At 41.5% G+C, this 14,026-nt stretch carries 22 protein-coding genes, 1 tRNA gene and 1 pseudogene; all 24 read left to right on the top strand.

The features are described 5' to 3' along the window. Positions 1 to 20 precede the first annotated feature (20 nt). The 24 genes and pseudogenes from WKT13_RS03060 (at position 21) to WKT13_RS13350 (ending at position 13,987) form a co-directional block, all read left to right on the top strand. Positions 21 to 887 (top strand): amidoligase family protein, encoded by an 867-nt coding sequence (locus tag WKT13_RS03060; RefSeq protein ID WP_340322784.1) that lies wholly within the window; start codon positions 21 to 23, stop codon positions 885 to 887. Between the two features lie 93 nt (positions 888 to 980). Next, entirely contained in the window at positions 981 to 1,418 is a 438-nt protein-coding gene (locus tag WKT13_RS03055) for a class II glutamine amidotransferase (RefSeq protein ID WP_340322783.1), read from the top strand. Beyond that, positions 1,415 to 1,573: a hypothetical protein gene (locus tag WKT13_RS03050; RefSeq protein ID WP_340322782.1), complete on the top strand. Its 159-nt coding sequence runs from the start codon at positions 1,415 to 1,417 to the stop codon at positions 1,571 to 1,573. The genes WKT13_RS03055 and WKT13_RS03050 overlap by 4 nt, the downstream gene beginning before the upstream one ends. Before the next feature lie 110 nt (positions 1,574 to 1,683). Continuing rightward, positions 1,684 to 1,756, top strand: a tRNA-Val gene (locus WKT13_RS03045). A 20-nt stretch (positions 1,757 to 1,776) separates the two neighbouring features. Continuing rightward, positions 1,777 to 2,136, top strand: coding sequence for an ASCH domain-containing protein (locus tag WKT13_RS03040; protein WP_340322781.1), 360 nt, complete (start codon positions 1,777 to 1,779; stop codon positions 2,134 to 2,136). 176 nt (positions 2,137 to 2,312) lie between these two features. Continuing rightward, a complete protein-coding gene (locus tag WKT13_RS03035) occupies positions 2,313 to 2,984 on the top strand; it encodes a phosphoadenosine phosphosulfate reductase domain-containing protein (RefSeq protein ID WP_340322780.1) in 672 nt (223 codons plus the stop codon). A 2-nt stretch (positions 2,985 to 2,986) separates the two neighbouring features. Next, a pseudogene (locus WKT13_RS03030) lies at positions 2,987 to 3,364 on the top strand (HNH endonuclease signature motif containing protein); the annotation flags it as partial. A gap of 214 nt (positions 3,365 to 3,578) precedes the next feature. Then, positions 3,579 to 4,316, top strand: a complete 738-nt coding sequence (locus WKT13_RS03025; RefSeq protein WP_340322779.1) for a ParB/RepB/Spo0J family partition protein — start codon at positions 3,579 to 3,581, stop codon at positions 4,314 to 4,316. A gap of 2 nt (positions 4,317 to 4,318) precedes the next feature. Next, positions 4,319 to 4,831: a hypothetical protein gene (locus WKT13_RS03020; RefSeq protein ID WP_340322778.1), complete on the top strand. Its 513-nt coding sequence runs from the start codon at positions 4,319 to 4,321 to the stop codon at positions 4,829 to 4,831. Then, positions 4,828 to 6,093 (top strand): PBSX family phage terminase large subunit, encoded by a 1,266-nt coding sequence (locus WKT13_RS03015; protein WP_340322777.1) that lies wholly within the window; start codon positions 4,828 to 4,830, stop codon positions 6,091 to 6,093. The genes WKT13_RS03020 and WKT13_RS03015 overlap by 4 nt, the downstream gene beginning before the upstream one ends. Positions 6,094 to 6,103: 10 nt before the next feature. Further along, positions 6,104 to 7,579, top strand: coding sequence for a phage portal protein (locus tag WKT13_RS03010; RefSeq protein WP_340322776.1), 1,476 nt, complete (start codon positions 6,104 to 6,106; stop codon positions 7,577 to 7,579). A 128-nt stretch (positions 7,580 to 7,707) separates the two neighbouring features. Beyond that, positions 7,708 to 7,989 carry a hypothetical protein gene (locus WKT13_RS03005; protein WP_340322775.1) on the top strand — a complete coding sequence of 94 codons (282 nt, stop codon included), beginning with the start codon at positions 7,708 to 7,710 and terminating at the stop codon, positions 7,987 to 7,989. Between the two features lie 80 nt (positions 7,990 to 8,069). Beyond that, on the top strand, positions 8,070 to 8,258 hold the full coding sequence (locus WKT13_RS03000) for a type II toxin-antitoxin system HicA family toxin (protein WP_340322774.1): 189 nt from the start codon (positions 8,070 to 8,072) through the stop codon (positions 8,256 to 8,258). A 38-nt stretch (positions 8,259 to 8,296) separates the two neighbouring features. Next, positions 8,297 to 8,701: an antitoxin HicB gene (locus tag WKT13_RS02995; RefSeq protein ID WP_340322773.1), complete on the top strand. Its 405-nt coding sequence runs from the start codon at positions 8,297 to 8,299 to the stop codon at positions 8,699 to 8,701. Between the two features lie 2 nt (positions 8,702 to 8,703). Next, positions 8,704 to 9,153 carry a hypothetical protein gene (locus tag WKT13_RS02990; protein WP_340322772.1) on the top strand — a complete coding sequence of 150 codons (450 nt, stop codon included), beginning with the start codon at positions 8,704 to 8,706 and terminating at the stop codon, positions 9,151 to 9,153. Between the two features lie 154 nt (positions 9,154 to 9,307). Further along, on the top strand, positions 9,308 to 9,952 hold the full coding sequence (locus WKT13_RS02985) for a hypothetical protein (protein ID WP_340322771.1): 645 nt from the start codon (positions 9,308 to 9,310) through the stop codon (positions 9,950 to 9,952). A 3-nt stretch (positions 9,953 to 9,955) separates the two neighbouring features. Beyond that, on the top strand, positions 9,956 to 10,813 hold the full coding sequence (locus tag WKT13_RS02980; protein WP_340322770.1) for a head fiber protein: 858 nt from the start codon (positions 9,956 to 9,958) through the stop codon (positions 10,811 to 10,813). 18 nt (positions 10,814 to 10,831) lie between these two features. Then, the gene (locus WKT13_RS02975; RefSeq protein ID WP_340322769.1) at positions 10,832 to 11,914 is read left to right on the top strand and encodes a hypothetical protein; all 1,083 of its coding nucleotides are present in this window, start codon (positions 10,832 to 10,834) and stop codon (positions 11,912 to 11,914) included. Then, positions 11,911 to 12,225 (top strand): DUF6706 family protein, encoded by a 315-nt coding sequence (locus WKT13_RS02970; protein ID WP_340322768.1) that lies wholly within the window; start codon positions 11,911 to 11,913, stop codon positions 12,223 to 12,225. Before WKT13_RS02975 ends, WKT13_RS02970 begins: the two co-directional genes overlap by 4 nt. Continuing rightward, positions 12,222 to 12,545: a hypothetical protein gene (locus WKT13_RS02965; RefSeq protein WP_340322767.1), complete on the top strand. Its 324-nt coding sequence runs from the start codon at positions 12,222 to 12,224 to the stop codon at positions 12,543 to 12,545. Before WKT13_RS02970 ends, WKT13_RS02965 begins: the two co-directional genes overlap by 4 nt. Then, entirely contained in the window at positions 12,536 to 12,832 is a 297-nt protein-coding gene (locus tag WKT13_RS02960) for a hypothetical protein (protein WP_340322766.1), read from the top strand. Before WKT13_RS02965 ends, WKT13_RS02960 begins: the two co-directional genes overlap by 10 nt. After that, positions 12,829 to 13,221, top strand: coding sequence for a hypothetical protein (locus tag WKT13_RS02955; RefSeq protein WP_340322765.1), 393 nt, complete (start codon positions 12,829 to 12,831; stop codon positions 13,219 to 13,221). The genes WKT13_RS02960 and WKT13_RS02955 overlap by 4 nt, the downstream gene beginning before the upstream one ends. A 1-nt stretch (position 13,222) precedes the next feature. Then, complete coding sequence (locus WKT13_RS02950) at positions 13,223 to 13,771, top strand: hypothetical protein (RefSeq protein ID WP_340322764.1); 549 nt, start codon at positions 13,223 to 13,225, stop codon at positions 13,769 to 13,771. A gap of 15 nt (positions 13,772 to 13,786) precedes the next feature. After that, positions 13,787 to 13,987: a hypothetical protein gene (locus tag WKT13_RS13350; protein WP_445323577.1), complete on the top strand. Its 201-nt coding sequence runs from the start codon at positions 13,787 to 13,789 to the stop codon at positions 13,985 to 13,987. The last annotated feature ends 39 nt before the right edge of the window (positions 13,988 to 14,026 follow it).

Raw genomic sequence — 14,026 nt, 5'->3', positions numbered from 1 at the left:
ATAATTAAACACGCACGATTATGAAGACATTGAATGAACAAGTAGACGAGATTAAGAACATGAAAGGTTCTAAGGCAACAAAGAAAGCTGCTTTCATCAAACTGGGATTGAGAAAGTATGAGATTGAGCTTCTTCTTTCAGAACTGCCTAAACCTGTAAGAGAAAGATATAAGTTTACGTTTGGTGTTGAGATAGAATGTCTTGTAGCTGCAAGTATTATGCGTGAATGTGCAACAAGAAATGCAATGCCATTTCAGTATGAGGGCTACAACCACACAGATAATAGTCATTACTATAAGTTTGTTTCTGATTCATCAATTAGAGGTGAAAATCCGATTGAATGTGTATCGCCAGTGCTTACAGGCAAGGCTGGTATAAAAAGCCTAGAAACTTGCTGTAAGGCTTTGAATGAAGCCGGTGCACAAGTTAACAGGTCGACAGGTTTGCATGTCCATATCGGTGCACAGAATTTGTCTGATGAGGCTTATATAAATGTCTTTAAGAACTATCAGAAGTTAGAGAGAGTTATTGATACGTTTATGGCAAATTCAAGACGTGCCAACAACAGTCAGTGGTGCAGAACTTTGCAAGGTAAGGACTTTACACAGTGTACTACAAAACATGATGTCTTAAGCATTATGAACGGTAACAGATACTATAAAGTGAATGCCTGTTCTTATGTACGTCATCAAACAATAGAGTTCAGACAGCATCAAGGTTCAACAGACTTTGAGAAAATATCCAACTGGGTTAATTTTTGTGCGAAGTTAGTTGCATGGTCTAAAAAGAACGTACTGAGTTTAGAGGTTACTTCGATTGATGAAATACCTTTCTTGACTGCAAAAGAAAAATCATTCTTCAAATCACGTGCTGAGGTTCTTGCATGAACCTCACACGATTAAAACAAATTCAATATGTGTTGTATTATATACAAGCCGAAGGGTGTACAAATGCCCAATTTGGACACTCTTGCTAAAATCATGAAATTAAACCATAATGGCTATGGGTTTGTTTCAACAGATCATTTTCATAAGGGTTTGGATTATCGTACATTCTTGTGTCACCTTTCAGAGGTTGGAGCTGATGAAGACTGCATTATACATTTCAGACTTGCTACTCATGGATCTATATGTCGGGCCAACTGTCATCCATTTGTTGAGAATAGCGTTTATTTCGCTCACAATGGGACTTTAAACGTATGTCCTGTTGGTGATATGACAGACAGCGAAATTGTCTTCAGAATGAAAATTTATCCAGAAATACAGCGCTTAGGATATGGAACAACGCAGGCAGACTGGGCTATAAAGCAGATTTGCGGTTATTCAAGGTTTGCTATGATGTACCAGGGCGAAGTTAGATTATTTGGTGATTATAAAATACTGAATGGCATATATTACTCAAATTTAAGATGGTTATGAAAAATATATTGCAGTCTTTGAAAGAAAAGGTGTCATGTGGTGATATCACGATAACAGAGGCAGCTATAATGCTACATGATGCAGGATGGACAAACTTCATTGATGTTGAGAAAACAAAGTATTTGTTAGGTCTGAAAACACAGCAGACTAAATAAAATAATATGCTTGTGAGTTAATAACAAACATTTGGCGTATTGTTTCGTATGTGTAGAATTGTTATTCAAAATTGTCTTCATAATTAGGTATCTTTGTGAAAAGGTACCATCGCGGATTAGAGCAGTGGTCAGCTCGCTACTTTGACTTGGTAGAGGTCGCCGGTTCGAGTCCGGCATCCGCAACAAAAATATATCACACGATTATGGAAATACTTACTCTTATCATCAAACAGAAATTTTTTGACGAAATTTTGGCAGGCAAGAAACGTCAAGAATACAGAGAGATCAGGCCCAACTCTCAGAAAAAATACTGCCAGCTTGACGCTGACGGTTATTGCATAGAGGTTAATGGTGAACTGCAAGCAAGAAACTATGATGCAATCCGGTTCTTTGTAGGTTACAAGAAAGACAGAGCAAGCGCACTGGTAGAGGTCACAGATGCAAAGATCGAGTTGATTGAAGACGAGAACCACAATTTGATAGAATATACTCATCAAGGTGAGATTTATTTGGCCGCACAGGTAGTTTATGACCTTGGCAGAGTGATAGAAAAACATGTTTAATTTTAAATTTTACGCTGAGTCAGAGTAAACAGAAGTACATTTTCAACAGGCGGTTATCGTGGGGGCCGTAGAGGGCTAACTACAGAAAATGGAGGTTTGTCACAGGGTGGCAGATTCATCAACCGCAGACAGCAGTATTATAATGTCCGCACAGGACTTGGTTTGAGTGGCGGATAATGACACTGCAAGAAAGCACAAATAAGAGTATTGACGCTATCCGAGCAAAATCGGATTGTGCAATGCTCTTTTTGTCATTGGGTAAGGATTCTTTAGTTCTGCTGGATATGATCTATCCGAAGTTCGAGCGGATTGTCTGTGTGTTCATGTATTTTATCAAAGGACTTGAGCATATCGAAAGATGGGTAGGTTGGGTGAAGGCCAGATATCCTAAGATAGAGTTCGTACAGGTGCCGCACTGGAATCTTACATATATTCTTCGTGGGGGTATGTACTGTGTACCCAATACGAGAGTAAAGCTTCTGAAACTAGCAGATGTTGTGAAGGCCATGCAGCTTAAATATGGTCTTTATTACACTTTCTTGGGCATGAAAAAGGCCGACGGTATGAATCGCCGTCTGATGCTGAAGGGTTATGAGGCAAACGGTTATGAGAATAACGGCATGTGTTATCCTTTGGCAGACTGGACTCAGAAGGATATTCTTGCCTATATGAAGCAGAATGGGCTTCCTGGACCGGTGAGATATTCACTCAAAGCTAGTTCTGGGGTAGGTTTTAACTTGGATTGTATGTTGTGGCTGGAGAAAAACTACCCGCAGGATTTGTTGAAAATTTACAAAGTGTTCCCTATGGCTGAGAGAATCCTTTGGGAACATAAACAAAAGCAATAGGTATGGAATTGAGCAAGTACATAAAGAGTGAATCGATGGAACTTAACCGTTCCGCCATTCATTTTGCAGATTATAAGCCTATTGATGGGTATAATGTTAAGTATATTATTTCCACAAGTGGAGATATTATAAGACTTCCGTATTCATCTAACAGTAAATATATCCAATGGAGAAACAATAAAATGTTTCACGTAAAGAGTCGAACAGACAGGAATGGATATGTAACTGTTAGATTGAATATAAACGGTGTAGAAAAGTTTAAGCAAGTACACAGACTTGTTGCTGAGGCATTTCTACCTAAAATAGATGGGAATTTTGTAAATCACAAAGACGGGGATAAATCTAATAATGATGTTTCTAACTTGGAATGGTGTACAAAATCAGAAAACACTTACCATGCTTATAAAACCGGATTAAAAAAGGCTCGAATAGGAGAAAATGTATATAACTCCTCTTTGACAAATGAACAGGCTAAAGAAATACGAGAAAGGGCATTACATGGTGAAAGTTGTAAGTCTTTATCCGAAGAGTTTAAAGTTCCTGTTTATACAATAAGTAAAATTAAAACAGAAGTAGCTTATAAAAACATTTAGTATGGAGAATAGATATTTTACAAGTGAGTCTATTGAATTGATGCGTTCGCAAATACACCCATCGCCATATAACCCCCGGAAACTCTCCGAGGAATCACGGAAGACATTGAAACGTGGTATTAAGAAGTTCGGATTAGTAGGTGGAATCGTAGTCAACAAACGGACCGGCTTTACTGTTGTATCCGGGCATCAGCGTCTGACAGTCATGGATGAGCTTCAGAAGTTTCCTGAGAATAACTACAGAATCCGTGTTGATGTCATTGACGTGGATGAGAAGCAGGAAAAGGAACTGAATATACTCCTTAACAACCCGAACGCACAAGGAACTTGGGATTTCAGTGCTTTGGCTCGATTGGTTCCTGATATTGACTACCAGGATGCCGGTCTGACTGCAGCCGACCTGAATATGATTGGCTGTGATTTTCTTCTACAGACGGAAGAAGAGAATTCCATTGCAAACGCACTGGAAGATATGATGGCACCAGTAACAGAACAGAAAGAAGCCGAGAAAGCTGCGAAGCAGATGGAAAGAGCTGAGAAGATTGCCCACATGAAGGAAGTCAAACAGCAAGTAAAGGATGCAGCCCAGAAACAGGCTCAGGATATGGATGCTTACTTAATGCTTTCCTTTGATACGTTTGAAGCTAAAGCAGCTTTCTGTGAAAGATTCGGTTACGATCCTTACGCCAAATTTATCAAGGGCGAAGTATTCGATGAACAGATAGAAAGAATTGAATAGTTATGAAAAGTGAATCTCAACATAAGAAACATACAGGAGGAAGAAAACCTAAATTTGACTATAAGAGTGAGGAATTTCTTTCACAGGTGGAAATGTATGCCAAGAAGGGGTTCACGGACAAGGAAATCGCCTTTGCACTAGGACTTGGACCACAAACATTCTGCGAGAAAAAAGGTAAATACAAAGAATTGTCGGAAGTATTAGCGCGCGGGCGTGCGACAATAACTGCTGCAGTACGTGCCAAGTTCCTTGCTATGGCCTTGGGTGGTATTAAGACGAAGAGTACCGTAGTGAGGAAGTTGAAGGACCAGGACGGAAATCTGACAGGTGAGGAAGAGCTACAGGTAAGTGAAAGTGAGCAGGCTCCTAACCTTCAGGCAATGTCAGTCTGGCTGTACCACCATGATGAAGAATGGAGAAAGGTTGAACGCCGGCAGGACGAGGACGCCGATATTCCAAAGGATATTGACCACGGCATTTCTATTGACTCATGGATTAAAGACAAGTTGAAATGATTGTTCCCCAGACGATATATCATCCGTTATACACCGACAGGGAGAAGTTCATCATTCTCATCACCGGTGGCCGTGGATCGGGAAAGAGTTTCAACGCTTCCACCTTCATCGAACGACTGACCTTTGAGCAGACGGTGGAGAAGATTGTCCACCAGATCCTTTATACCCGTTACACGATGGTTTCGGCTGGAATGTCTATTATTCCGGAAATGATGGAAAAGATTGAACTGGACGGAACTACAAAATATTTCAATACTACCAAGACGGATATTGTGAACCGTATGACCGGAAGTCGAATCATGTTCCGAGGTATTAAGACTTCTTCCGGAAACCAGACAGCCAAGCTGAAATCCATTCAAGGTATTACAACCTTTGTCTGTGATGAGGCTGAGGAGTGGACCTGCGAGGAAGAGTTTGATAAAATCATGCTCTCCATCCGTAAGAAGGGAATACAGAATAGGATAATCATCATTATGAATCCGTGTGATTCCAATCATTTCATCTATAAGAAGTACATTGAGAACACACATCGCCTGGTGGAGATAGACGGCGTTCAGGTACAAATTTCCACTCATCCAAATGTTCTGCATATCCATACGACTTACTTTGACAATATAGAGAATTTGTCTCCTGAGTTCTTGAGAGAGGTTGAAGAAATGAAAGAGAAGAATCCGGAGAAATATGCTCATGTCGTTATCGGCCGGTGGGCTGACGTGGCCGAAGGTGCTGTGTTTAAGAAATGGGGCATCGTTGACGAATTCCCGATGTGGTGTAAGAAAGTTGGAATTGGATTGGATTTTGGTTATACCAATGATCCTACAGCAGCTATCCGGTGTGGAATTATCGACAATGCTCTTTACCTGGATGAAGTGGATTATAGAACCGGATTGCTATCTGGGGATATAATTAAGACACTCCGCCCCTGGAACCTGAAAGTGATAGCTGACAGTGCGGATCCGCGACTCATTCAGGAAATCAGTAATGGTGGAATTAAAATCTATCCTGTTGAGAAGGGACCAGGATCTATCAATGCCGGACTAGACAAGATGCTGGGTATGGAAGTTTACATCACCAGACGCTCCTATAACCTGCAGAGAGAGTATAGAAATTATGTATGGGCAAAAGATAAGGATGGACACTATATCAATGAGCCGGAAGACCACGATAATCACGGTATTGACGCTGCGCGCTACTACGTATTAGGAGAACTGCTCGGCAGGATTATGAAACCGAAAGATATTTCAGGAGTATTTGGACATTAAATTTTAGTATATGAGAACTTTAGAAGAAATTTTAGCTATACCAGAGATAGAGAGAAAGATCTACTATCTGAAGAAAGGGCGAAAGACTGAGATACCAAATGCTCACGCTCTTTACAATGACTGGAATCCGAACAAGCACGAGATAGTGATAGATGAAGAGAAATACCCAAAAATCAAAATCACGACCCTGCCTGAAAAACGGATTACAGACCCTACAACAGGTAAAGAGTATGTCGAGCCGGCAGTGAAAAAAGAAGTTGACCCGAACCGAATTTCACTTCCTATAGAGCAGGACATCGTAAACCTTCAGACTGCATTCACAGTCGGAACAGAACCTGTACTTGATTGCCAGCCGGACAAATCTGAGGAAGGTTTACTTTCCGCATTGAAGCAGGTGTTCAAGAAGAACAAACTGAAATATCAGAACAAGAAGGTTGTCCGAGCATGGTTGGCAGAGCAGGAAGTGGCTGAATACTGGTATGTAGTGAAAGATGATGGTTTCTGGGCCAAGCTTAAACGTAAGATTTCTGGAATCTTCGGTAAGTCAAAGCCAGAGTATCGTCTGAAGAGTGCCATCTGGTCTCCGTTCCGGGGAGACAAGCTCTATCCATTTTTCAATGACCAGGGTGATTTGGTTGCCCTCTCTCGTGAATACAAAAAGAAAAACTTGGACGACGTAGAGATTACCTGCTTTATGACCATTACTAAAGATATGGTTTATCAATGGGAGCTGACAAACAACTGGACTGACAAAGGTTCATTTGTTCATGGTTTCAAGAAGATACCGGTGATTTATATGTACCGTCCGGAGGCGTACTGCGAGAAGATTAAGAGCCTTCGTGTGAGACTGGAGAAACTTCTTTCCAATTATGCAGACTGTATCGACTATCATTTCTTTCCGATCCTCATGCTGTTCGGTGATGTACAGAATTTCTCCGGTGAGTTCAAGAATAGGGTCGTAGAACTTACCGGTCAGGGAGCTAATGCCCAATATCTGACATGGAGTCAGGTTCCGGATACTGTTAAATTCGAGGTGGAAACATTGCTCAGTCAAATATACGGACTGACAAATACACCACGTATCTCCTTTGACTCGTTAAAAGGAACTGGTAATGCTGTTTCCGGTGTAACTTTCGACTATGTTTTCATGTCTACCCACTTGAATGTGGAAAACCTGAACGAAACTGTTGGAGAGTTTATGCAGCGGCGTGTTAACTTCCTTGTTTCTGCATTAGGTTCAGTGAACACGACACTTGAGGAGGCTTCAGAGACTATCGACGTTGACGTGCAAATGCAGCCCTACAGATTGGAGGACATAAAGGATAAAATAGACACAGCCATCAAAGCTAAAGATGGTGAAATTTGGTCGCAGGAACGAGCCATTACCTTTGTAGGGAATGTGGATGCTGTTTTAGATGAGATTGAAACCATAAAAGAGGAACAGGCAGAGAAGCAGAAGAATGACGTCAAAAAGAACGCAGCATAAGAACATGGGAGTTCTGTCAGAATAGCGGTATCTTTTGAGGTATCGCTATTTTTTTATGATTTATTTTTAGATTAATATTAATAATCTTATATATTTGTGTTTATGTTATAACTTATAAATTGATAATAATGGGCAAATCAATTAAAATGGGAAATGATGAGTTTATTCTCTATGTAAGAAAGCATAATGGAAAAAGTAAGTATGATACGAAAAAATTAGGAGAGTTGATTTGTAAATGGCTAAAAGAGAACGCTGGACTTAAAGAAAAGGACATTGAGTATGATGTTGAATGCTTGTGGGGTGAAGAGGCAAACAATGTTTCTCCGGATAAACTCCCTAAAACTGCGAGTCAATTTGTTTTTGACAGAGGCTACCTTCCTGCATTATATAATTATCTCGATACATTGTAAATATAGTAAAAATATGAACATTTATTTTGTATTTATTCATATTTTTACTATATTTGCATCGTAATTAAGTCGTAAACGCTATGAGCTACAAATCAGTTAAAGACGTTGTAACGCTGCTTACTGAAAATGGCTTTTGGTTCGTGAGACAAAAGGGCAGCCACATGGTCTACACTGACGGTGTTCATGTAGTGGTTGTACCCGACCACGGCAAAAAAGGCGTTGAGAAAGGCACTTATTACAACATTCTGAGGCAAGCGGGGCTAAAATAGCCCCCGCCTCTTTTGTTTAACGATAAAAAGGAGTTCATATGAAAACCGTAGAAGTGATTGTAGAACATGCAGGGAATAACCTTAGTGCCTACATTGAAGGTGCTCCGGTGATGACTGTCGGAAACGATGTGAAGGAAATCGAGAAAAACATTAAGGAGGCTGTTGAACTTTATCTGGAGTCATGCAAGGAAATGAACATTACTCCGGTAGAAGTATTGCAAGGAGATTTTACATTAAAGTTCAAGATAGATGCTGCTACCTTTATCAACTATTACAGCAGTATCTTCACAAAGGCTGCTTTGAGTCGGATAACTGGAATCAATGAGCGCCAGTTGTGGCATTATGCGGCTGGAGTGCACAAGCCACGCAAACAGCAGTTGGAGAAGATTCAGAAAGGTATTAATGCGCTGACAGAGGAACTGGCAGCTATAAATTTATTGTGATTATGAAAAATACTGATGATATAAGAATTGACAATTATGTAATAGCAAGGAATCCAAATTATGAATATCCGGAACTAAAAAAAGTATTTAGAGTTCAACAGAAAGATAATAAGAATATTTCAGCTTCACTTGAGGGGTTGGGACTATATATAGATAATGACGGATTTTTAAAGGAAAACATTATAAAGCCACATCCTATTCCAATCTTTCCTACCAATCCTTACGATATTGCATTAATTAATCCTATTCCGTTAACAAATGAAGTTTTATCATGTTGTAATTTTGATGATAATCAAATAAAATGTATTAGCTATACAGATGGATGTGTGAAAATTATAGATAAATATGGTGAGTTGATTGAAATTCAGGCGAAATACCTTCATCAATTACAAAACTCTTATCAAGACCGAATAGGAAAATCTTTAAATGTGGATTTATCTGTAAAAGAATAATTTTGCAGCGTGACTACTGGAGTAATCACGCTTTCTTTTTACTTAAAAACGAACATTCCCCTAATTGTTTCGTATCGTTAGTTTTAAAATTTCGCCTTCCTTTTTTCTATAAGTAAATTTACCGTATGAAATTTATCAATCAAACTCATACGGTATGACAATCTTTGAACAAATCTTGGCAGGACTTCAACAGAAATTCACTGGGGTGGATACTGCCACACTCACCCGTATTGCCACAAAGAAGGCAGAGGGTGTAACGGACGAAACGAAGGTAAACTCCATTGTTGAGGGTATCTCTTTTCAGGACGTAATGCAAAACTATGGTGATTTCCGTGCAGGACAAGCACAGACTTCCGCTGTTTCCAATTACGAGAAGAAGCATGGACTGAAAGACGGAAAACCTGTTAAGGAACCGGAAGAAAAGAAAGACGAAAAGAAGGATGAGAAAAAAGACGAAGTTCCTTCATGGGCTCAGGCGTTGATTGATTCCAACAAAAGTCTTTCTGAAAAACTGTCTGCATACGAAGCGGAGAAAGCGCAGGCGCAACGCTATTCTCAGATCTCGGAGGTAGCAAAGAAGTACGGTATTCCCGAATTTATGTTGAAAGACCGCAATATTCCTGATAACATGGACTTGGACACTTATTTCAAGGACATGAAGCAGGAAATGTCTAACAGCGGATTCCAGTTCGCTAAGGCTCCAGAAACTGCAGAACAGAAGCAGGAGAAGGAAGCAGGCGAGTTCGCCAAAATGATTGAGGCGGACACAAAATCTATTGTCGAACAACAAAACAAGTAATTTATGTCAGCAGGATTTAAGTACAACATTGAACCTGAACCGTCCATCGAGGAACGCTATGACGTTTCTACCGGTGTAAGACGCAGAGGTCCTTACAAGCTGGACACGACCAACCTTGTAGTTGGTTCATTCCTCCCGTCCTTCACACCTATCGCCGCCGACCTGGTAAAGAAGACCGCTCAGGTAGCTATCCGTGTGGAAGTTTACGAGAAATACACAACCGGTTCCAATACCACGTTGAAGATCAAGAAAAATTCATTGGCTTATGCCGGCATGCACATTGGAAATGGAGCACATGGCGCAACCATCAGTTCTATCGATAAAACAGATAAGGTTTTCGATAAGCTTACATTGGGAGCTGACTTTGGGGTGACGCTGGAAGCTGGAACTATTCTTTATGAAGCGACGGCTACAGATGGAACAACTCCAAAAGTTATAGCTAATTCAGCTCTGTACGAAAGGAAACAGGTAGAAAATGGTATCGTCCTGGTCGCATTGCTTATGCGTGCGTTTGAAATTGAACCAACCAAGCTAGCTATGCCTTTCTCTGACATCGACAAGGCCAACATGCCGCATTTTCAGTTCAATGCTCTGGATGCTACTCAGGTAGGGCAAACTTTATCAGTAGCCAAAGCTTCTTCCAGTCAAGATGGTTTGATGAGTAAAGAGGACAAAGCAAAATTGGATGGTATCGCATCCCAAGCCAACAAGTTTACTTTATCAGCAGCAACGTCTTCCGCTCTCGGAGGCGTAAAGCAGGGGGGTAAGGTGGATGATGCTACAGGACAGGAAGATGCGCATACAAAATTGAATGCCCTTTTGGCTTCTTTGAGAACAGCTGGTGTAATTGCAAGTAAATAAAGAAAGGAGGACTAAGATATGATGCTAACTATTTATACCCTGTTTAACGACCCGAACATCGTTAACGCCGTTATCCAGCGCGTCCTTCAGACCCGTAAGGATACAATCTACTGGCAGCAGTATCTGGACTTCCGCAGAACTACTACCCGTGTATTCAAGGACTACATCGGTCAGGTTACGGGTGTGATGGCTGGTTCCATTAACTCCCGTTACGGTGAGAAGCCTATTCGTGAACGTCGAAACATCGGTTCAGGATATGGTGAAATCGCTTATCTGGGTGATGCTTACCAGATTTCCATTGACCGATTGTCAGAACTTCAGGACTTGATTGACAAGTTTAACGCAGCAAAACCTGCTGACCAGGTAGCAGCCATGCAGGAAATAGTGAACTTCATCTACGACGATTACCGTCAGGTACTCTTGGCTGCTCATAAACGTATGGATATTATCGTAGGTTCACTTTTGATGACCGGAGAAGGAACAGTCAAGAACAAGGACGACAATGCCGGAGGTGTTGACCTTCTTAACATCGAATTGCCGTTCAAGTTCATCAAGCCTGATACTGGTGCGAAAACGAACTTCATCACCTATTTGCAGCAGCAGATTAATGCACTGAAAGCTGATTATGGAAACTTCCAGAAGATGATTATGTCACGTGGCACTTTCGTGAAGAATATCATCGGATCGGCTGAGTTTGGTGACAAGTTCAAGATGCAGCTTACAGGAAATGAGATGTATCTTTCAACTGGTTTGATTACATCTCAACTGGCTTCCCAAGTATTCACTGGCATCGGACTTCCGGCCATTGAAATCAAGGAAGATTACGTAAAAGACCAGACCGGAAAGAACGTACAGATTTACGCCGACGACCGTATCACCTTGCTTCCGCAGGATAAGGTCGGTTATATGCGTTTCCACACTCCGTACGAAGCTGTGGATGGCGTGCCTGGACGTAACTACACCCAAGCCGACGGTGATATGCTTATTTCCGGTTACAAGGATAAGAACGGTCGTTATTTGGAATACACCGCTGAGTGGATTCCTCAGATTATGAACCCGAACCTGATTGTGAACTTTGATTTGTCAACCATGAACGCATGACAGTAAACGACTACATATCACAGAAGTTTCAGACCTTCGGCATCAACTTGTCGGAGGCTGACCTTTTGGAGATAAGTCTGTCTTCGGGGATAAGCGGAGAGGATGAGATGGACCAGTCAAACATCGGACTTGTATCGGTGGCTATGGCGAAGTTCATCCCCTCTCTATTGCTTCGTGCCACTTCCGTCAGCGAGAACGGCTTTTCTATGTCCTGGAATACTCAGGGCTTGAAAGAATACTACTCTTTCTTATGTAAGAAGTACGGCCTTGAAGACACGTTGTCAGATAAACCTAAAGTCAGATTCCTATGATATTTGCGCCACATACATTACAGGTTAAGGTCTTTACTCCGATAGAAACAGACGAGTTCGGCCGGCCCATTCCCGGTACCGGTGGAGAAAGCTGGCTGGACGTATGCAAGTGCCGCTGTGACGATAACTCCACCAAGGAGTTTACTTCGGAAAACGGCGAGGTGTACCGACCGAACTATCATGTAGTCTGTGAGAAAAAAATCTCCCTGAAAGCTGGTGATGAAGTCAGATGTATGGACGGTGAGAATATCCGGGGAACTGGTAAGGTTTACATGGTTAAGAATACAAATTATTTTGGTTACTCAGAGATATGGATGTAAAGTTTGACTTTTCGGATGTGGATAGTTTTTTCGACCAAGGCTATGCCGAGGTAAAAGCTGTTGAAGATAAAGTCGGCAAGGATGCTGTCGATTATGCAGTGGAACATGGCAGTTATCAGAACCGGACAGGTATGCTCCGTAAGTCAAACAAGTATTCTGTTCAGGATGACGGCTTGGAGTTAAGGAATGAAGCCGAATACGCTTCTTTCGTGGAATCCAAAGGCTATGAAGTCTTGACTGGTGCAGCCCTATTTGCTGAGAAACGATTGAAGGAGGAAATAAAATGATAGTAACTACCGACATTGCGAACATACTTTACCGTGATTGCCAGCCTTTCGGAATTGACATCGTTCCTCACGGAAAGAAGCTGACTGGCGAATTGAAGTCTGAAAGGATCGTCATTCACGCTAAAAAGCAGCAGCCGGAGACGTATTGGAAGAAGTCTTTTTGCGAGGTGAACTTTTGCGTTCCTGACTTGAAGGAAGGCGAAGCCAATACCATCCGGCTAAACGAACTGGAGAAGCAGGCGCAAGAAATGTTTGACGGTGTGACCGGACGCTATGACGGTACAACCTATTATTATTCCATCGACACAATCGGAACAGAGGAGGACACAGCCTTAAAGTGTCATTATGTAAATGTAAGAATTTTATTTGAAGTTTTAAATGTAAAATAATATGGCAGAAGCGAAGAAAATTACAGCCGCTAATATCAAGAAACTTTGGTATGGCGAGACAAGTGCTATCACAGAAGATTTAACAGGACAAGCCTTGCATACTCTTTTGCAGGGTGAAACCTTGAAAGAAGTGAAGAATATCCATCAGGACACATGGACTATTGAAGAAGCGGAGGCCAGCCGTACAAACTACAAGAACCAGCTCACGGGTCAGGTTTACCGAAGCGACAAAGAAATGGGTGATGTAATCGTAAACTTCACAATTGAAGAATATGACTATCCATCCAAAAAAGACCTTATGGGTGGTGATGTTATTAATACCGATAAGGGATGGAAACGAGCAAGAGGTAAGGTGAATATTGAGAAATTGCTTGTTGCTTTGACTGATGATGACCAGTATTGCGTCATTCCCCGCGCTGATATTGGCGCCCGTGAAGCAACAACAGACAAGGCGATTGGCATTCCTGTAAGCGCAGTTGAACTAGAACCGAAAAATTCAGCTGTTGCTCCGGAATACTGGTTCGATTCAGAAGAGGTAAAGGAAGCATGAACAGATGTTGCGGTAATAGCAACACCTTCAGATGCAACAGTTAAGCTGGACGGGCAGGCGGTTAAGACCAAGAGGGTGAAATCTGGGACTTCCGTCTCCTATGAGGTATCGAAGGAAGGCTATACCACACAGTCGGGAAGCATACCTACCTCCCTGTCTGATGCTTTCAAGACTGTAGAGAAAAAAATAACTCTCGTCCAAGAAGGTGCAGGTTAGTTTTCAGAATTGTTTAACGGGTGGGGCTATATCAAGCTT

This window comes from Prevotella sp. HCN-7019 (genome assembly GCF_037890215.1).
Taxonomy (GTDB): domain Bacteria; phylum Bacteroidota; class Bacteroidia; order Bacteroidales; family Bacteroidaceae; genus Prevotella.
This window is presented reverse-complemented; position numbering and strand designations above follow the sequence as displayed.